The organism is Loktanella sp. F6476L, assembly GCF_023015725.1.
Classification (GTDB): Bacteria; Pseudomonadota; Alphaproteobacteria; order Rhodobacterales; family Rhodobacteraceae; genus Yoonia.
On sequence record NZ_JALKAR010000013.1, the window covers coordinates 24,377 to 41,838 of the forward strand.

General features: G+C 55.9%; 18 protein-coding genes. 14 read left to right on the top strand and 4 right to left on the bottom strand.

Annotation, left to right across the window (positions count from 1 at the left end; translation table 11 throughout):
* Positions 1-11: 11 nt before the first annotated feature.
* The 3 genes from MWU61_RS17655 to MWU61_RS17665 all read right to left on the bottom strand — a co-directional run bounded on the left by MWU61_RS17655 (position 12) and on the right by MWU61_RS17665 (position 2,150).
* The gene (locus MWU61_RS17655; protein ID WP_247129791.1) at positions 12-893 is read right to left on the bottom strand and encodes an MBL fold metallo-hydrolase; all 882 of its coding nucleotides are present in this window, start codon (positions 891-893) and stop codon (positions 12-14) included.
* Between the two features lie 124 nt (positions 894-1,017).
* Positions 1,018-1,692 carry a Crp/Fnr family transcriptional regulator gene (locus tag MWU61_RS17660; protein ID WP_247129792.1) on the bottom strand — a complete coding sequence of 225 codons (675 nt, stop codon included), beginning with the start codon at positions 1,690-1,692 and terminating at the stop codon, positions 1,018-1,020.
* The gene (locus MWU61_RS17665) at positions 1,689-2,150 is read right to left on the bottom strand and encodes an Rrf2 family transcriptional regulator (RefSeq protein ID WP_247129793.1); all 462 of its coding nucleotides are present in this window, start codon (positions 2,148-2,150) and stop codon (positions 1,689-1,691) included. The genes MWU61_RS17660 and MWU61_RS17665 overlap by 4 nt, the downstream gene beginning before the upstream one ends.
* A gap of 108 nt (positions 2,151-2,258) precedes the next feature.
* Between MWU61_RS17665 and MWU61_RS17670 the strand changes: the two genes are divergently transcribed.
* The 9 genes from MWU61_RS17670 (at position 2,259) to MWU61_RS17710 (ending at position 10,710) form a co-directional block, all read left to right on the top strand.
* Positions 2,259-2,885 (top strand): peroxiredoxin, encoded by a 627-nt coding sequence (locus MWU61_RS17670; protein WP_247129794.1) that lies wholly within the window; start codon positions 2,259-2,261, stop codon positions 2,883-2,885.
* A 30-nt stretch (positions 2,886-2,915) separates the two neighbouring features.
* Positions 2,916-3,353, top strand: a complete 438-nt coding sequence (locus tag MWU61_RS17675; protein ID WP_247129795.1) for an EF-hand domain-containing protein — start codon at positions 2,916-2,918, stop codon at positions 3,351-3,353.
* A gap of 61 nt (positions 3,354-3,414) precedes the next feature.
* Positions 3,415-4,830 (top strand): cytochrome ubiquinol oxidase subunit I, encoded by a 1,416-nt coding sequence (locus MWU61_RS17680; RefSeq protein ID WP_247129796.1) that lies wholly within the window; start codon positions 3,415-3,417, stop codon positions 4,828-4,830.
* The gene (cydB, locus tag MWU61_RS17685) at positions 4,823-5,824 is read left to right on the top strand and encodes a cytochrome d ubiquinol oxidase subunit II (protein WP_281502245.1); all 1,002 of its coding nucleotides are present in this window, start codon (positions 4,823-4,825) and stop codon (positions 5,822-5,824) included. The genes MWU61_RS17680 and cydB overlap by 8 nt, the downstream gene beginning before the upstream one ends.
* Positions 5,824-5,916, top strand: a complete 93-nt coding sequence (locus MWU61_RS17690; RefSeq protein WP_247129797.1) for a DUF2474 family protein — start codon at positions 5,824-5,826, stop codon at positions 5,914-5,916. The genes cydB and MWU61_RS17690 overlap by 1 nt, the downstream gene beginning before the upstream one ends.
* A gap of 111 nt (positions 5,917-6,027) precedes the next feature.
* Positions 6,028-7,479 (top strand): aldehyde dehydrogenase family protein, encoded by a 1,452-nt coding sequence (locus MWU61_RS17695; protein WP_247129798.1) that lies wholly within the window; start codon positions 6,028-6,030, stop codon positions 7,477-7,479.
* Entirely contained in the window at positions 7,479-8,453 is a 975-nt protein-coding gene (locus tag MWU61_RS17700) for a membrane dipeptidase (protein WP_247129799.1), read from the top strand. Before MWU61_RS17695 ends, MWU61_RS17700 begins: the two co-directional genes overlap by 1 nt.
* A complete protein-coding gene (locus MWU61_RS17705; RefSeq protein ID WP_247129818.1) occupies positions 8,453-10,132 on the top strand; it encodes a hypothetical protein in 1,680 nt (559 codons plus the stop codon). Before MWU61_RS17700 ends, MWU61_RS17705 begins: the two co-directional genes overlap by 1 nt.
* Positions 10,132-10,710, top strand: a complete 579-nt coding sequence (locus MWU61_RS17710) for a DUF3726 domain-containing protein (protein WP_247129800.1) — start codon at positions 10,132-10,134, stop codon at positions 10,708-10,710. Before MWU61_RS17705 ends, MWU61_RS17710 begins: the two co-directional genes overlap by 1 nt.
* Here the strand turns inward: MWU61_RS17710 and MWU61_RS17715 are convergent.
* Positions 10,707-11,414, bottom strand: coding sequence for a GntR family transcriptional regulator (locus tag MWU61_RS17715; protein WP_247129801.1), 708 nt, complete (start codon positions 11,412-11,414; stop codon positions 10,707-10,709). The genes MWU61_RS17710 and MWU61_RS17715 overlap by 4 nt on opposite strands.
* Positions 11,415-11,520: 106 nt before the next feature.
* Here MWU61_RS17715 and uxaC point away from each other — a divergent pair, with 106 nt between their 5' ends.
* The 5 genes from uxaC to MWU61_RS17740 are packed head-to-tail and all read left to right on the top strand — an operon-like array spanning position 11,521 to position 17,420.
* Positions 11,521-12,927 (top strand): glucuronate isomerase, encoded by a 1,407-nt coding sequence (gene uxaC, locus MWU61_RS17720; RefSeq protein ID WP_247129802.1) that lies wholly within the window; start codon positions 11,521-11,523, stop codon positions 12,925-12,927.
* A gap of 15 nt (positions 12,928-12,942) precedes the next feature.
* Complete coding sequence (gene kduI, locus MWU61_RS17725) at positions 12,943-13,764, top strand: 5-dehydro-4-deoxy-D-glucuronate isomerase (RefSeq protein ID WP_247129803.1); 822 nt, start codon at positions 12,943-12,945, stop codon at positions 13,762-13,764.
* Positions 13,761-14,498 (top strand): 2-dehydro-3-deoxy-D-gluconate 5-dehydrogenase KduD, encoded by a 738-nt coding sequence (gene kduD, locus MWU61_RS17730; protein WP_247129804.1) that lies wholly within the window; start codon positions 13,761-13,763, stop codon positions 14,496-14,498. The genes kduI and kduD overlap by 4 nt, the downstream gene beginning before the upstream one ends.
* Positions 14,476-15,903, top strand: a complete 1,428-nt coding sequence (locus MWU61_RS17735) for a mannitol dehydrogenase family protein (protein ID WP_247129805.1) — start codon at positions 14,476-14,478, stop codon at positions 15,901-15,903. The genes kduD and MWU61_RS17735 overlap by 23 nt, the downstream gene beginning before the upstream one ends.
* Entirely contained in the window at positions 15,900-17,420 is a 1,521-nt protein-coding gene (locus tag MWU61_RS17740; RefSeq protein ID WP_247129806.1) for an altronate dehydratase family protein, read from the top strand. Before MWU61_RS17735 ends, MWU61_RS17740 begins: the two co-directional genes overlap by 4 nt.
* Positions 17,421-17,462 lie beyond the last annotated feature (42 nt).

Here is a 17,462-nt window from a genome sequence, read left to right on the forward strand (position 1 = left end):
TCTAACCTGACTTAGATGCCGTTTACGGGAACTTTGAGCATTGGATTGCCGTCTTTGTCTGTCGGCACTTCACCTGCGCGCATGTTCACTTGCAGTGACGGGATGATCAGTTTTGGTACGGCGAGCTGTGCATCGCGTTCGGTTCGGAACTTGATGAAATCTTCACGGGACTTGCCGCCGCCAACGTGGATGTTGTCACGTTTTTGTTCGCCGACAGTGGTTTCCCATTCGATCGCGCGGCCGTTCGGGCCATAGTCGTGGCACATGTACAGGCGCATGTCGTCTGGCAGCGCCAGCACTTTTTGGATGCTGTCGTACAATTCGCCCGCGTCGCCGCCCGGGAAATCGGCCCGCGCTGATCCGCCGTCGGGCATGAACAATGTGTCGCCTGCGAAGGCCGCGTCGCCAGCCACATGCACCATACAGGCCGGCGTGTGACCCGGTGTGTACATCGCAAATGCGGGCATTGTGCCAATCATGTAGCCGTCGCCGTCTTTGAACAACGCATCAAACTGTGATCCGTCGCGTTCGAATTCGGTGCCTTCGTTGAAGATTTTGCCAAACGTTTCCTGAATGACCAAAATCTTTTCACCAACACCGATTTTGCCGCCCAGTTTGTCTTGGATGTAGGGGGCCGCACTAAGGTGGTCGGCGTGAACATGGGTCTCAATAATCCAGTCAACAATCAGGCCGCGTTCCTTGATTTCGGCGATCAGTTTGTCGGCGGCTTCATAGGTGATCCGGCCCGCAGCATAGTCGATATCCATGACGCTATCGATGATCGCGCAGTGGTCGCTGTTGGGATCTTTCACGATATAGGTGATCGTGTTTGTGGCTTCGTCAAAGTGGGCCGAAACATCGGGTTTGACGGACATATCAACAGGATAGTTCATGAATATACCTCGTTTTGGTTGGGCGCGGACAGCGGTGATTCTGTCTTTGCCTGTAAAAGCTATATCTTATGTAGTCCTTTTGCCGGATATCTTTGGTGATATTGTCACCAAGCCAGAGAAACCTTTACGTATTATGATTTGCGAGCTTTTCGAGTTCGACCCTGTTGCGCAAACTGACCTTGCCACGCGCTTGTTCGATCCAACCGCGCCGCTGAAATTCTTGCAACTGGCGTGACACGACTTCGCGGGCGGTGCCCAGTTCGACGGATAGTTTCTGATGCGTCGTGGCGATGTCGTCTTTCCCGTCCGACAAAGCGATCAGTTTGTCGGCGAGCCGCACATCAAGCCGTTGAAACGCGACTTCGTCGATCATCAAGAACAGATCGGTGATCCGTTTGGAAAACGCCGCGAAAACGAAGTCACGGAAATCTTTGGATTGCGATACCAGATCGTCAAACACGCTACGCGGCACGGCGGCGGCTTGCACCATGGTTTCTGTGATCCCTTCCGCCGAATAATCGTCGTAGGCCAAAAGGCAGGCGGTGGTCAGCACGCAACTTTGCCCCGCGTTGATCCGGTAGAGAACGATTTCGTGGCCCGTTTCCGAGACTTGTTGCACCCGCACCGTACCGTCCAACAGGAACAGCATGTTTTCAGGCGATTTGCCCGGTCCGAACATCATCGTGTTTTTCGGGACTTCGATGATCGTGCTGCGCGACACTAACAGGTCTTTGATCGGGGCCTTGAGCCGCGACAATCCTGGAAAGCGGTCCACCCAAAGGTCGGTTGTTTCAGTCATGGCGCGGCCTTTTCACGTGGAAGTTCAAGCGGTGCGATCCGGTCAAGCAGTTGTCCCTTGTTCGCAGAAATATCCGCGATTGTCAGGTCATCTAATACGGCCATGAAGGCTGCGGTGGCTTCCTGCATTTTGCGCGACAAGATACAGATGCCCATCAGCGGGCAGGTGTTTTTTTCGGGGTTGAAGCATTCGACAACGTCCAACGGTCCTTCGGTGATGCGCACCACATCACCCACGATAATATCCTTGGCGTCACGCGCCAGCCGAAACCCGCCACCACGCCCGCGTACCGTTTCAAGATATCCTGCACGTCCCAATTCATGGACGATCTTCATAATGTGAGGGCGGGACAGATTGTGAATTTTCGCCACATCATCGACCCGCACAAGGTCTGGCGATTTCAGCGCGGCGAGTTGGAGAGATCGCATCGCGTAGTTGGTATAGCTTGTCAGTTTCATGGGTGCATCCTGTTGCCGCACCTAAAAGATACATTCAAGGTATTGCTTTTGTAAATGGGTAGGTCTACATCCCGTTTAAACCACTATTTCAAATATAGGATAAACGACATGAGCCTTCGCATCGGTGACACCGCCCCGAACTTTGACGCTGACACAACCACTGGCCCGATTAACTTTCACGATTGGATCGGTGACGATTGGGCGTTCTTTTTCAGCCACCCCGCTGATTTTACCCCTGTGTGCACCACAGAGATGGGCCGCACATCACAGCTTGCCGAACAATTTGCGTCCCGCGGCGTGAAGCCGATTGGTCTGTCGACGGATACTGTCGCAGAACATGTGAAATGGATCGACGAAGTGAACGACACGCAGAACACAAACCTCGTGTTCCCGATTGTGGCCGACGCGACCCTGACCGTCGCCAAAGCATACGACATGATCCACCCCAGCGAGAGCGAAACCGCCGCTGTCCGGTCTGTGTTCATCATTGATCCGAATAAGGAAATCCGCCTGACCATGACTTATCCGATGAGCGTCGGTCGGAACTTTGACGAAATCCTACGTGTCATTGATGCCCTGCAGACCGGCGATAAATACAAGATCGCCACACCTGCGGATTGGACGCCGGGCGACGATGTTATCATCCCACCATCGGTGTCGGATGCGGATGCAAAGACTGCATTCCCGCAAGGATTTGAAACGCTGCGTCCTTACCTACGCACGGTCAAAATCTAACCTTTGCGCCCAATTCAATCGGAGACGACCATGACAAAAACACTTCTTATTGCTGCCGCCCTTTCGATCAGCCCGCTTGCCGCTTTCGCAGAAGAAACACCCGGTGCACATTTTCTTTTGAACTGGGATCTGGACGAAGATGGCAGCGTCACAGTCGCAGAGGCGACAACGCGTCGCGGCGACGTTTTCTACATGTTTGACCAAGATGAAAACGACGTCTTGGATGCCGCCGAATATGTTCTTTTCGACGAAACCCGCGCCGCGGATATGGAGAACAATGCAGGCGGCCACGGAAAAGGTGGCCACCGGATGCAGGTTGGACTGACGATGGATTTCAACGATACGGATGCGAACGGCGAAGTGACCCGCGCAGAGTTCCTGAACAACACCGCCCGCTGGATTGCAGATGTGGACCGCGACGGAGACGGTGCAATCACTGCCGCCGACTTTGGCCCGAAACGAAACTGACAAGTGCATCAGGTGCACTATATCGTATGGTGCATCTGACCTTACACAATGAGGCATGACAATGTTTGACGGCCTGACTGCTGAAACGCTCGCACGGATGCAATTTGCATTCACGGTGTCGTTTCACATCATCTTTCCCGCGTTCTCGATCGGATTGGCCAGTTTTCTGGCGGTTCTGAACGGGTTGTATCTATGGACCCGCGATCAGACGTATCTGGCGTTGTTCAACTATTGGAAAAAGATTTTCGCCGTGGCGTTCGGCATGGGCGTCGTGTCGGGCATTGTGATGTCCTATCAATTCGGCACGAACTGGTCCGTGTTTTCGGACAAGACCGGACCGATCCTTGGGCCGTTGATGGCCTACGAGGTGTTGTCTGCCTTTTTCCTAGAGGCAGGATTTCTGGGCATCATGTTGTTTGGCCGCGCCCGTGTGGGTGACAAGCTGCATATGTTTGCGACCGCGATGGTGGCGTTTGGCACGTTGATGTCCGCCACTTGGATTTTGTCGGTGAATTCGTGGATGCAAACGCCTGCGGGGTATTCCATCAATGAATTGGGCCAGTTTGTACCCGAAGACTGGTGGGCCATCGTGTTTAACCCGTCGTTCCCATATCGGCTCGTGCATATGGTGTTGGCCGCCTATCTGACGACTGCGCTGGTTGTTGGCGGGGCAGGGGCGCTGCATTTGCTGCGTGATCGCGCAGATGCCGCCGCGCGCCGGATGTTTTCGATGGCGATGTGGATGCTGATTGTGGTGGCACCGTTGCAAATTCTCGCGGGTGATTTCCACGGTTTGAATACGTTGGAACACCAGCCTGCCAAGATCATGGCGATGGAAGGCCATTACGACAGCCATCCCGACGGTGCGCCGCTGATCCTGTTTGGTATTCCGAATGCAGAAGAAAAGCGGATCGATTACGCGATTGAAATCCCGAAACTGTCGAGCTTGATCCTAAAACACCACCTCGATGCGCCTTTGGACGGGCTTGATACGATCCCTGACGAGGATGAACCGCCCGTCGCGATTGTGTTCTGGAGCTTCCGGGTGATGGTTGGTCTTGGCTTTGCGATGTTGGGTCTGGGTGCGTGGTCATTGTGGCGGCGTGTACGGGGCAAGTTGTACGACGACAAATGGCTGCACCGGGCTTCTATTTTGATGGGACCGATGGGGTTTGTCGCGGTGTTGGCCGGATGGATTACCACCGAAGTCGGGCGTCAGCCATTCACCGTTTACGGGTTGCTGCGCACCTCTGATAGTTTGGCCCCTGTTGCCGCACCTGCGGTTGCCGCATCGTTGCTGGCCTTCATCATCGTCTATTTCTTCGTCTTTGGGGCAGGTACGTTCTACCTGCTGCGGATGATGGGCAAACCGGTTGGCGAGCTTGATCCACTGCGCGGGGATGGCCCAATTCGGACTGCCGGCATCACACCGATCCAGCATACCGAAGTCTACGAAAGGGAACCGTCTGATGTTTGAACTCTCCTTTATCTGGGCAGGTATCATCGCCTTTGCTGTGCTGACCTATGTGATCCTTGATGGTTTTGATCTAGGCGTCGGGATCCTGTTCCCGACAGCCGAAAGCGAACGCGAAAAAGCGACCATGATGAATTCCGTAGCACCCATCTGGGACGGGAATGAAACATGGTTGGTGCTAGGCGGTGGCGGATTGTTTGCCGTTTTCCCGCTGGCTTATGCCGTGATCATGCCTGCGCTTTACATGCCAATTATCCTGATGCTGCTTGCGTTGATCTTTCGCGGCGTGGCGTTTGAATACCGGTGGCGGACGGAACGGTGGAAACCGGTTTGGGACGTCGCATTCTTTGGCGGATCAGTCGTGGCGGCATTTATGCAAGGTATCGCGCTTGGCGCGTTGGTGCAGGGGATCACGGTTGCGGATCGCGCCTATGCTGGCGGCTGGTGGGATTGGTTAAGCGTGTTTTCCGTGCTGACCGGCGTCGCGGTTGTTGTGGGCTACGCATTGCTTGGCGCCACATGGATCATCATGAAAACCGAAGGTGAATTGCAGCGCAAAATGCAGCGGTATGCGTGGTATCTGGGGGCGGGCACGTTGGCCTTTATTGGCCTGGTTAGCATCCTGACGCCGTTCCAAGATGCGGTGTATTTTGAACGCTGGTTTGCAATGCCGAGTGTATTCCTGAGCGTGGGAATGCCCGCGGCGGTTCTTGTGTCGGCGTGGGCGTTGTTCACAGGGCTGAACGCGGGCCGCGATGCGCAACCGTTCTTGGCGGCCTTGGCGATCTTTGTGCTGTGTTTTGTCGGGATCGGGATCAGCTTTTACCCGAACATCGTCCCGCCAAGCCTGACCATCGCCGAAGCAGCGGCCCCCGACGAAAGCCTGCGCTTTGCGCTTGTCGGCACGGTCGTGCTGGTGCCGATGATCCTGATTTATACCGCCTACGCCTATTGGGTGTTTCGCGGGAAAATCGACCCTGACGAAGGGTATCACTGATGAAACGGATCGCATGGTTTATCGCGATCTGGATCGCAAGCGTGGCGGTGCTGGGCATCGTCGCGTTTGCGATCCGCACAGTGTTGTTGTGATCTAGGTCGCTGCATCATCTGTGCGCCCTTTGTGTCGGTGCGAATAAATTTGACGGAATCAATCCGTTTCGACAACGTGCTCTGAACTAAATACAAACAGGGGCGCGGAACGTGAGCGACACCAAACTGAATTACATCGCTGGAGCATGGGTTGCCGGTGACAGTGAGATCGAAAACCGCAATCCGTCTGATGTGACGGATCTGGTTGGGATGTTCACGCAGGCCCGTGCGGATCAACTTGATCTGGCGATTGAAAAAGCCCACGCCGCACAACGCGAATGGGCGGCATATGGTTTGGAACGTAAGCAGGCCGTCCTGAATGCAATCGGGACAGAAATGATGGCGCGGGCGGAAGAGCTCGGTACTTTGTTGTCGCGCGAAGAAGGCAAACCGCTGGCCGAAGGGAAAGGCGAGGTGTACCGCGCCGGTCAGTTCTTCACGTATTATGCCGCCGAATGTCTGCGTCAGATTGGCGAAAACGCCGATTCCGTGCGCGATGGTATCGAGATCGACGTGCGCCGCGAACCTGTGGGTCTGGTCGCGATCATTTCGCCTTGGAATTTCCCGACGGCGACCGCGTCTTGGAAAATCGCGCCTGCGCTTTGCTACGGGAACGCCGTGATCTGGAAACCGGCCAATATGACACCCGCATCCGCCGTCGCGTTAACAGAAATCATCGCAAAGCAAGACATCCCCGACGGGTTGTTTTCGTTGGTGATGGGGGCGGGCGGTGCCATCGGTCAACGCCTCGTCGAAAGCGACGGCGTGAACGCGGTGTCCTTTACGGGGTCCGTGCCTGTTGGGCGCGGAATTGCCGCAACGGCCATCGGGAATTTCACCAAGGTACAGTTGGAAATGGGGTCAAAGAACGCGTTTGCCATCATGGATGACGCGGATTTGGACCTTGCCGTGACGCTGTCATTGGGCGGTGCATTTGGTGGGACCGGACAGAAATGCACGGCATCGTCGCGACTGGTGGTGCATGAAGCGGTGCACGACGCATTTGTCGAAAAGCTGGTCGCGGGTGCGCAAGCGATGAAGGTCGGGCACGCGTTAGAAACAGGCACACAGATTGGTCCGGTTGTGAGCGAACAGCAGTTGTCTGAAAACCTAGCATACGTTGATCTTGGGAAATCCGAAGGGGCGGAACTGGCCTGCGGCGGTGTGCGGCTCGATATGCCGCATGACGGGTTTTACATGTCGCCGGGTGTGTTTCTTGGCACGAACAACGCGATGCGGATCAACCGCGAAGAAATGTTCGCGCCGCTGACATCCGTGATCAAAGTGGGATCATACGATGAAGCGTTGAGCGTCGTGAACGACACGAAATTCGGTTTGACGTCGGGGATCGTGACGAAATCGTTGGCACGCGCGAACCACTTCCGCCGCAATGCCCAAACCGGTGTCGTGACGATCAATTTGCCGACGGCGGGCACCGATTACCACGTGCCATTTGGCGGCCGCGGTGACAGTTCTTACGGGCCGCGTGAACAGGGCAAGGCTGCGGCGGAATTCTACACCACAGTGAAAACCGCCTACATCAGCGCGGGCACGCCAGACTGATGCGGATCGATGGGCTGCAATACGCGAATTGGTCGGAAAAGATTTTTCGACAAATGCGGATTGGGGGCGTGGACGCGGTTCACGTCACCATCGCCTACCACGAGATGTTTCGCGAAACGGTCCTGAACTTTGAACAATGGAACCGCTGGTTCGAACAATACGACGACCTGATTATCAGAGGTCTAACAGCCGCAGACATTGATCGGGCAAAGGCGACGGGTCGCACTGCGATATTCTTTGGGTTCCAGAACCCCAGCCCGATTGAAGACGACATCGGGTTGGTCGAGATTAACCATACGCTTGGCGCGCGGTTCATGCAGCTGACCTATAACAACCAATCGCTGCTTGCGACGGGATGTTATGAAGCCGAAGATATGGGTTTGACCCGCATGGGCCGCGAAGTGGTGCGTGAAATGAACCGCGTGGGGCTTGTTGTGGACATGAGCCATTCAGCGGATCGGTCCACGATTGAAGCAGCTGATTTCTCGGACCGCCCGATTGCGATCACACATGCCAACCCGCACGAATGGTGCCCTGCGCTGCGCAACAAAAAAGACGACGTGATCAGGGCGGTCACGCAAAACGGCGGGATGCTCGGGTTTTCGCTGTACCCGCATCATCTGAAGGATAAGACGGACTGCACGCTGACCAGCTTTTGCGAAATGGTTGCGCGGACGGCGGATAAATTCGGTGTGGATAACCTTGGGATCGGCTCTGACCTTTGTCAGGATCATCCCGATAGTGTCGTCGAATGGATGCGGACGGGGCGATGGACAAAAACTATCGACTACGGCGAAGGATCAGCTGCCGCACCTGGGTTTCCGGACATGCCGGATTGGTTCCAAGATAACCGCGATTTCCCCAACATAGAGACTGGATTGCGGGCGGTCGGGATGTCTGACGACGAGGTTGGGAAGATCATGGGCGGCAATTGGTACCGCTTTTTCGCCGCGAATTTTGGTCCAGCAACATGATGGATCGCATCACAGATATCACGCGCCGGCCGCCTGATGTTGTGATGCGATTAAGCAGACTTGGGTCGTTCCACCAAAGCAGGCTTAGCTTTATGCGCGTTTTGACACGGCGTATGGCGGGCGAAAGCTGGGACTTCACACGTCCGATCTTCGACATCGATCAAAGTGGTGTGGGGCACGCTGTCTACACTGCAAAAGGGCCCGCGCGTTCATATTCGTTAATCGCGTTTGCGCATGATCTGCCCGCAGACAAACGGTCGGATCGGGTCATCGCAGATGCGTGGGATGCGACGTTTACCCTGTTTGATGGCGTGCCGACGCAGGCTGATATCGACAGGCTGGCGCAAAACGTGCCGTTGCAAGAAGCAGGTCGCGTTTCGGCCAAAGAATTGACCCTATCACGGGCAAATCGGTCGGTTCGGTTATGGTCGCATGTCGTCACAGCACTTGCGAATGGGCGGCAACCCGATGTCGATCAGATCGATGCCGTTGGCTACCTGATGCGCACGACCGCTGTTTATGGGTCCGGTAAATTCGGGGCGGCAGATCGCGAAACCATCGCGGATCGACCCGAGCTGACCGTGCCATTTCAGACCGAGATGTTAACGGTTTACCTGATCCGGACCTTCGTGCGTGACCTTGTGCAACACATGGCGCGTGTGGAAGGGGGCGACAAGGCGGTCGCGTTGAACCCTGCAATCGCGCAAAGTCTGGGGATCGGCAATTCGACGGGTCTGGGGATGGCCCCGTTTATCGTCAACCATCCGGTTTTATTCAACAATTGGATCTTCGCCCGAGAAGAGGCAATTGCCCGCGTCCGGCGTGTGCAAGTCGCAACTGCCGATGAACTGCGCATATTTGACACGTTGTTTGCCCGCGTCGCGACGTCTGTTGGCGAATGGCGATCGAAAAATCCGGTACAGGTCGCCAAACTGGCGGATTTGCATGACGATCTGCAGCAAATACGGGCCTACCGGAAAACGGCGTTTGACGGCGAATTCCCGTGGAATAGACTCTGGTTATGGGCGTTTGAAACGCTGAGCGAAGAAGGCCAAGAGTTGATCGCGTCATTGATCTTGGAACCCTATCCGAATTTGGTCGACGGGCTAGCGGATTGCATGGCGGATATGTTCGAAAAATCGTTCCGCATTGATGGCACGATGGCCGTGGGCGACCTGCGCGTGATCTTGGCGGATGTCTACGGCTGGGCTGCGGATATCGATTGGGCCGCGGCGGAACACTGCGCGCGCGCGTGGTACGTGTCGGCGGAAAAGCTGGAACCGCGCCTTGGGGAGCGTTTTGAAGAACCGATTGCAGCCTTTGAACAACCCTTGGCCCCCGCCCGTGATGCGGTTTCACTGATGCGCGATCTTGCTGATATTGCAGATGAAACGCCTGTTGCGATGGTTTTGCTGGACCATCCCGAACATCGGCAGGCGGTGAAGCGGGCGCAGCTGACGCGCGTCGCGCCTTACGGTGAAATCCGCGACAATACGATTAGCGCGGCGGTTATGCCGATTGATATGCTGCGCGCGAAGTTGTCGTTTTTTGGGGCAATCCATTTCGATCCGCGATCTGATCGCTGGGTCCGTATTTGCATGTACAAGGGCGCGCCGTATCCCGAGGATTTATCGCCTGAAACGTCCGATTTGTGGGTCTATCCCACGGGATATGCGTGATGTTTTCGCTGAACGAAGTCGAAGCGACTGCCAAAAAAGCAGCGCGCGGTGCGGGATATTCTTGGGGCGTCGCGGACGAGGCCGGATTTGCTGCGCGTTGGTTAACTGCACGCGGGGTGGACGGGTGCGCGGCGTTGGCAGCTTTGTTGCGCCGGATGGATGGCGTGGATTTTAACGCTGCAAAACCAGTCATGACGCAGGACGATTGGGCGGCGGCTGGCCCTTTGTGCCCATTGTTGACGGGGTGTTTGATGTCGGATCTTGGGCGGCGTGACTATAGTATAGGCCCAGTTGCGGTGCCGATATTGGTGTTGCCATTTATCGCGGGGCAGGGTGGCGCGACCATTGAAACTGCGAGCGGGACCGTGACCACGGATGGGGAAAGTGTTTGTTTCAACGGTATCATCGACGAATCTGCATCGCGTGTGATCGTGGCTGCCCCGATGGTGATGCCCTATCGATTGGACCGATCGGATCGGGCGAACCCTGACCCTGCGGCTTGGGCAAGGTTATTGGCGTTTGCGCACCGCACCTATGCCCCGGCGACCGAAGAAAGCCGTTTGAAAGGGGCCGGTTAAGGCAATGCATCTTTCGCGTTCGGGTCGAAATACGTGGGTCTTGCAGCGACAATGTCGGGCAACGTGTTCATGACTGCGCTGATGTGGTGCCGCAATTCGGCCTCTGCTTTTGCCGCATCCGCGTTCACGATAGCGTCTAGAATGCGGTCGTGTTCGAGGATGACTTCTTTGTAGCGTTCGTGCGAAAGCGTCAAAAAACGGATGCGATCAAGGTGCGCTTTCTGGGCGCGGATTAGTGACCAAACGTGTGTGTGGCCGGAATGCGCGCAGATGATTTCGTGGAATGCTTCATCGAGTATGTGAAATCCCGCAGCATCATTTGGTTTGCATGTGCGCTGTTCTGACAGGTTGTGTGTTAACGCATCTATTAATTTTGCGAGGTCTTTGGTCATCGCCACCCGAAGGCTTTCTACCTCTAGCGCCGTGCGGGTGAACATCGCGTCTTTGACCGCCTGAACCGAAATGGGCGTGATTAAAGTCGCACGTTGTGGCCTGATCGCGAGGAACCCGAGGTTGGATAATCGAAAAAATGCGTCGCGGACAGGTTGGCGCGATACTGCGAGCTGTTTGGCGACATCTTGTTCTGAAACGCGTGCACCCGGTGGCAGTTTCGCGTGTACGATTGCATCATAAAGCGCATCAAACACCGTGTCCGTTGCGGACCCTGTGGGCGCGTCGATGGGATCAAATATGATTGCATTCATGGGGTGCCCTGTGTGCTTTTGTGGGACGATAGCCTCATTTCAACTTTGACTCAACTGACCGACTAGCATATTAGTGTACCAGTTCCGTTATGAGGGGGATTTCGGCATGCCATTAAACGACCCTGATCGTCTGTTTCCGATTGATCCGCGCCAGCGGGATATGACGCGTGCGCTGTATCAAAGCGTGGCTGATCTGCCGATCATTAGTCCCCATGGGCATTGTGATCCGCAATGGTTCGGAGAGGATAAACGTTTTGGTAATCCCGCTGAATTGTTTGTGATTCCAGATCATTACGTGTTTCGCATGTTGGTGTCGCAAGGTGTTCCGATGGCTGATTTGGGCATTCCACGCGCCGATGGTGGCGCCGTTGAGCGTGACCCGCGCCAGATTTGGAGCCGGTTTGCGGCACATTATCATTTGTTCCGCGGGACGCCGTCGTCGATCTGGCTTGATCATGCGTTCGAACATGTTTTTGGGATTGATCAGGTGCTGTCACCTGAAACTGCGGGCGTGATTTACGAACAAATCGAAGCGCAACTTGCGACTGATGCGTTCCGCCCACGTGCTCTTTTCGATGGGTTTAACATCGAATTGCTTGCGACGACGGAAGGTGCATTGGATGACTTGAAGTGGCACAAAATGATTGCGGATAGCGGTTGGCAGGGGCGTGTGATCACAACCTACCGCCCCGACGCTGTTGTTGATCCCGAATTCGAAGGCTTTGCGCAAAACTTGCGTGATTTTGGTGATATCACGGGCGAAGATACACGCAGTTGGTCGGGTTATCTTGCGGCGCACCGTAAGCGGCGTGCATTTTTCCGCGAACACGGTGCAACAGCGACGGATCACGGGCATCCGTCTGCGCACACGGCCACTTTGAGCAGCGCGGATGCAGAAGCGTTGTTCATCAAGATTAACAGTGGCTATTTCAACGCGGCCGAAGCCGAAGAATTTCGCGGCCAGATGCTGACCGAAATGGCGAAGATGTCGTTGGACGATGGCATGACCATGCAAATTCACGCGGGATCGCGGCGCAACCATTCTGCGCGCGTCTTTGCGGAATTTGGCCGCGATAAGGGGTTCGATATTCCGGGCTGTACTGATTACGTCACAGGCCTGAAACCGATGTTGGATGCCGTCGGGATGGAACCTGATCTGACGATCATCTTGTTTACATTGGACGAAACCGTTTATGCGCGCGAACTTGCGCCGCTTGCCGGTGCTTACCCCGCACTAAAGCTGGGGCCGCCATGGTGGTTCCATGATAGTTATGAAGGCATCAAGCGGTTCCGCGAAAATACCACCGAAACCTGCGGATTTTATAACACTGCCGGTTTCAACGACGACACCCGCGCCTTTTGTTCTATCCCCGCCCGCCACGATGTGTCGCGTCGATCGGATTGCGCGTATTTGTCCACGCTTGTGATGACCGGACGGTTGCGCGAGCAAGACGCTTTTGAAGTCGCGCATGACCTGTCCTACGGGCTTGCCAAAACTGCCTATAACCTCTGAATTGAAAGTAGAGCTATGACAACGACCCAAACCCGCTACGCCATTGACCCCGAAACGGCCAAAGGGTTCGACACCGAAAAGCTGCGTGAACATTTTCATGTGGGCGACCTGTTTGCCGATGACGAGATCCGGCTGGTGTATTCGCATTACGACCGTTTGATCCTTGGCTCTGCGGTGCCTGCAAATGGCCCTCTGACGTTGGATCATGTGCCAGAAACGGGGACGGCGACATTCCTTGAACGTCGTGAAATGGCCACGCTAAACCTTGGCGATACCGGTGAGATCGCAGTCGGTGGCGAAACATATACCCTTGAAAAAGGAGAAGTTTTATATATCGGCATGGGTGCTGGTCCAATTTCGTTGTCGGGTGGTCGGTTCTATCTGCTGTCCGCACCCGCCCACCAAACCTACCCGACCACGCTGATTAAAGTTGAAGACGCACGCCGTGTCGAAATGGGTGCGCGCGAGACCGCAAATGAACGTGTGATTATTCAAATCCTGCACCCTGACGTCTGCAAAAGCTGCCAGCTGTTGATGGGGTACACGCAGTTCACGCCGGGGTCTGTTTGGAACACGATGCCTGCGCATACGCATGATCGTCGGATGGAAGCCTACCTATACTTTGATGTGCCGGAAGATCAGCGGGTTTTCCACTTTATGGGCACGCCGCAGGAAACCCGTCACATCGTGATGGCCAACGAGGAAGCCGTGATTTCACCGCCATGGTCGATCCATTCAGGTGCTGGCACGTCGTCGTACACGTTCTGTTGGGCAATGGCCGGCGATAACGTTGATTTCACCGATATGGACATGATTGCAATCGGGGACCTGAAATGACTGATCCGTTCCGACTTGATGGGCAACGCGCCCTTGTGACGGGTGCGAATACGGGTATCGGTCAGGCGATTGCCGTGGGGCTTGCGCAGGCGGGGGCCGACGTGGTCGCCGCTGGCCGGTCGTCATGTGCTGAAACCGTCGCAATGATGGGGGAAAAGGGCGCAGAGCTGCGCCTTGATCTGTCCGATCCTGCGGCGGCGGTGGCTGCGATGGAAGGTGCGGGTGATTTCGATATCCTCGTGAATAACGCGGGCATTATTCGCCGGGCCGACAGTGTCGATTACACCGAGGCCGATTGGGACGACGTAATGGACGTGAACCTGAAGGCTGTGTTCATGATGTGCCAAGCTTTTGCGAAAGCCGCGATTGCCCGAGAGGCGGGTGGTCGTATCGTCAACATTGCTTCGCTTTTGTCGTTTCAGGGCGGCATTCGTGTGCCTGCCTACACTGCGTCAAAACACGGCGTTGCGGGTCTAACAAAACTGTTTGCGAACGAATGGTCCGCGCACGGGATCAACGTGAATGCGGTCGCACCCGGTTATATTGCTACGAATAACACGACCGCCCTGCGCGATGATCCGCAGCGCAGTGCCGAGATTTTGGGTCGTATTCCTGCCGGACGGTGGGGTGATCCTGCCGATATTGCGGGGGCGGTGACGTTCCTGTGTGGCGGTGCCGCGAATTACGTGACGGGCGCAGTTTTGAACGTCGATGGAGGATGGCTTGCCCGATAAACCAAGGTTGAAACGGTCGTGTGAAGCCCCGAAAGTGGGGATCGTTCACCTTGGGCCGGGCGCGTTTTTCCGTGCCTTTAATGCGGTTTACACCGATGAAGCGATGGCGAATGCAGGTGGCGATTGGGGGATTTGCGCGGTTAGTCTGCGCAGTCCCACTGCGCGTGATCAGCTTGACCCGCAGGGCGGCGCGTTCACATCTGTGTCACTGTCCGAAGACGGGCCAAAACCGCGTGTGATAGAGTCTATTTCCCGCGTTTTAGTTGCGCCTGAAGACCCGAACGCTGTCGTTGATGCGATGGCGGATGCGGGTGTGAAGATCGTGTCGTTGACGATCACTGAAAAAGGGTATTGCCACGAACCTGCGACGGGTGCGCTGAACCGAACCCATCCTGACGTTATGCATGATCTGGCAAATATCGCCGCGCCGCGCACGGCTGTTGGGTTTATTGTGGCTGCGTTAGCAAAACGTCATGCGGCGGGCGGGAAACCGTTTACCGTTCTGTCGTGCGATAATCTGCCGTCGAATGGGGCGTTGGCGCGGGGCACTGTGCTTGATTTCGCGCGAGCCTATGATCCGGCGTTGGCGGATTGGATTGCGGAGAACGTGCCGTTTCCCGCTACGATGGTGGACCGGATTACGCCTGCGACAACTGACGCTGATGTGGAAAAGCTGGCAGAGATTGCGGGCTATCACGACCCCGCTTGCGTGTTTCATGAAGCATTCAGGCAGTGGGTGATCGAGGATGATTTTGCCGATGGGCGTCCCGCGTGGGACAGCGCCGGCGCGCAGTTCGTCAAGGATGTTGATGCCCACGAATTGATGAAACTGCGGTGCCTGAACGGGACCCACTCGACGATGGCTTATCTAGGCTATTTGGCGGGATTAGAGACGATTGGCGACGTTGTCACAGACCCTGATTTTGCCGGATTGTGCGAAAAGCTGTGGCATGAAGAGATCATTTCGACGTTGCCGCAACCCGATGGCGAAGACCTACCAGCCTATTGCGCGACGCTGATGGATCGGTTCAAGGATACGTCGATCCGGCATAAGACCTGGCAAATTGCGATGGATGGTAGTCAGAAACTACCACAACGGTTGCTGGGGACAATCGCCGATAATCTGGCGCAGGGCCATTTGCCGAATGGTCTGATCCTCGCGGTGGCGGCGTGGATGCGGTACGTTGGTGGCACGGATGAAAAGGGTGACCCGATTGATGTCCGTGACCCGATGGCGGACCAGCTGAAGGCGTCAGATGGCGTTTTTGATCTGCTCGGGTTTCGCGATATTTTCAGCGAAACGCTTGCGCAAAACCCTGCTTTCCGTGCACCTTTGACGGCAGCATATGCGCGCTTGCAATCGCAAGGGGCGCGTGCGGCTGTAAAGGAATATATCGCCCAATGACGACCCTGATTTTGAACGACCGCGATAACGTGGTGATCCTAACGGAACGCACCAAAGCGGGGACGCAAGTGGTGCCTGATGGCGCAGCTTTAGCAGCCTCTGTCAGTGCGGGTCACAAAGTAGCGCGGGCGGACATTGCCAAAGGCGATGCGGTCTTCAAATTCGGGTATCTGATTGGCTATGCGACCACCGATATTGCAATGGGCGAACATGTGCATAGTCACAATTGCGCCTTTGGTGATCACGATACGGATTTGCCGTTTGGGGCCGCGTTAGAGACTGCAAAGGCGGCTGTGCCGCATGTTTCGCCGCGTACGTTTGGCGGTTATCTGCGCGATGACGGGCAGGTTGGTACGCGCAATATGATTGCGCTGATCGCGACGGTGAATTGCTCTGCCACGGTGATCCGCAAGGCGGCGGAACAGATCACGACGTCGGGGCTACTTGACGCTTATCCGAACGTTGACGGGGTCGTGGCCCTTGGTCACGGGACTGGCTGCGGGATGGCGACTGACGGTTTGGGGATGGAATATCTTGAACGGGTTTTGTGGGGCTATGCCACGCATCCCAATATCGGAGCTGCGATTTTTGTGGGCCTCGGATGCGAGGTGATGCAGGTCGCGCGGATGAAGACGAAGTTCGGCAGCACCGGTCAGGAACGGTTTCACGGTCTGACCATTCAAGAAACGGGCGGGACGACGGCAACGGCGGCGCGGATCGTCGAACAGGTGAAGGCGATTTTGCCGGATGTGAATGCCACCGAACGCACGCCGCAACCGTTGTCTGCGCTGACAGTCGCGCTGCAATGTGGCGGGTCTGACGGGTATTCGGGGATCACGGCGAACCCCGCCTTGGGTGCCGCGAGCGATCTTTTGGTCGGGCATGGTGGCAGCGTTGTGCTGGCCGAGACGCCGGAGATTTATGGTGCGGAACAGCTGTTGCTGGACCGTGTGCGGTCGGATGCCGTAGGCGAAACTCTGAGCAAGCAATTGCGCTGGTGGGAAGATTATACGCGTCTAAATGGCGGGTCGATGGACAACAATCCGAGCCCTGGGAACAAGGCGGGCGGGTTGACGACGATTTTGGAAAAATCGTTGGGCGCGGTCGCAAAAGCCGGATCAACGCCATTGGTTGAAGTCGTCGGGTATGCTGCAAAACCCCAACAACAAGGTCTGATTTTCATGGATTCACCCGGCTATGATCCGGTGTCCGTGACGGGCCAGATCGCCAGTGGCGCACAGATTGTGGTGTTCACGACAGGTCGCGGATCGGCCTTTGGATCGAAACCTGCGCCGACGATTAAGCTTTCCACGAACGACGCGCTTTACGCGAAGATGCCGGACGACATGGATCTGAACTGCGGGGATATCGTGTCGCAAGGCGTGGCGATTGCGGACAAGGGGGCGGATATCCTCGACCTGATCGTGGCATCGGCGTCGGGGCAGCAGACGAAGAGCGAAGCGTTAGGGCTTGGCGATCATGAATTTGTGCCATGGCAAATCGGGGCGGTGATGTAGGGCGAAATCTTGACAATCTTTGTCATTCAGCCTAGGTTCACG

Excerpts from the sequence above, each read along its gene's own strand:
- cydB (WP_281502245.1), top strand. The coding sequence starts at position 4,823 with ATGTTTGAACTCTCCTTTATCTGGGCAGGTATCATCGCCTTTGCTGTG.
- MWU61_RS17655 (WP_247129791.1), bottom strand. The coding sequence starts at position 893 with ATGAACTATCCTGTTGATATGTCCGTCAAACCCGATGTTTCGGCCCAC.
- MWU61_RS17675 (WP_247129795.1), top strand. The coding sequence starts at position 2,916 with ATGACAAAAACACTTCTTATTGCTGCCGCCCTTTCGATCAGCCCGCTT.
- MWU61_RS17705 (WP_247129818.1), top strand. The coding sequence starts at position 8,453 with ATGGATCGCATCACAGATATCACGCGCCGGCCGCCTGATGTTGTGATG.
- MWU61_RS17680 (WP_247129796.1), top strand. The coding sequence starts at position 3,415 with ATGTTTGACGGCCTGACTGCTGAAACGCTCGCACGGATGCAATTTGCA.
- MWU61_RS17700 (WP_247129799.1), top strand. The coding sequence starts at position 7,479 with ATGCGGATCGATGGGCTGCAATACGCGAATTGGTCGGAAAAGATTTTT.
- kduD (WP_247129804.1), top strand. The coding sequence starts at position 13,761 with ATGACTGATCCGTTCCGACTTGATGGGCAACGCGCCCTTGTGACGGGT.
- MWU61_RS17670 (WP_247129794.1), top strand. The coding sequence starts at position 2,259 with ATGAGCCTTCGCATCGGTGACACCGCCCCGAACTTTGACGCTGACACA.
- uxaC (WP_247129802.1), top strand. The coding sequence starts at position 11,521 with ATGCCATTAAACGACCCTGATCGTCTGTTTCCGATTGATCCGCGCCAG.
- MWU61_RS17715 (WP_247129801.1), bottom strand. The coding sequence starts at position 11,414 with ATGAATGCAATCATATTTGATCCCATCGACGCGCCCACAGGGTCCGCA.
- MWU61_RS17690 (WP_247129797.1), top strand. The coding sequence starts at position 5,824 with ATGAAACGGATCGCATGGTTTATCGCGATCTGGATCGCAAGCGTGGCG.
- MWU61_RS17710 (WP_247129800.1), top strand. The coding sequence starts at position 10,132 with ATGTTTTCGCTGAACGAAGTCGAAGCGACTGCCAAAAAAGCAGCGCGC.
- MWU61_RS17660 (WP_247129792.1), bottom strand. The coding sequence starts at position 1,692 with ATGACTGAAACAACCGACCTTTGGGTGGACCGCTTTCCAGGATTGTCG.
- MWU61_RS17735 (WP_247129805.1), top strand. The coding sequence starts at position 14,476 with ATGGAGGATGGCTTGCCCGATAAACCAAGGTTGAAACGGTCGTGTGAA.
- kduI (WP_247129803.1), top strand. The coding sequence starts at position 12,943 with ATGACAACGACCCAAACCCGCTACGCCATTGACCCCGAAACGGCCAAA.
- MWU61_RS17665 (WP_247129793.1), bottom strand. The coding sequence starts at position 2,150 with ATGAAACTGACAAGCTATACCAACTACGCGATGCGATCTCTCCAACTC.
- MWU61_RS17740 (WP_247129806.1), top strand. The coding sequence starts at position 15,900 with ATGACGACCCTGATTTTGAACGACCGCGATAACGTGGTGATCCTAACG.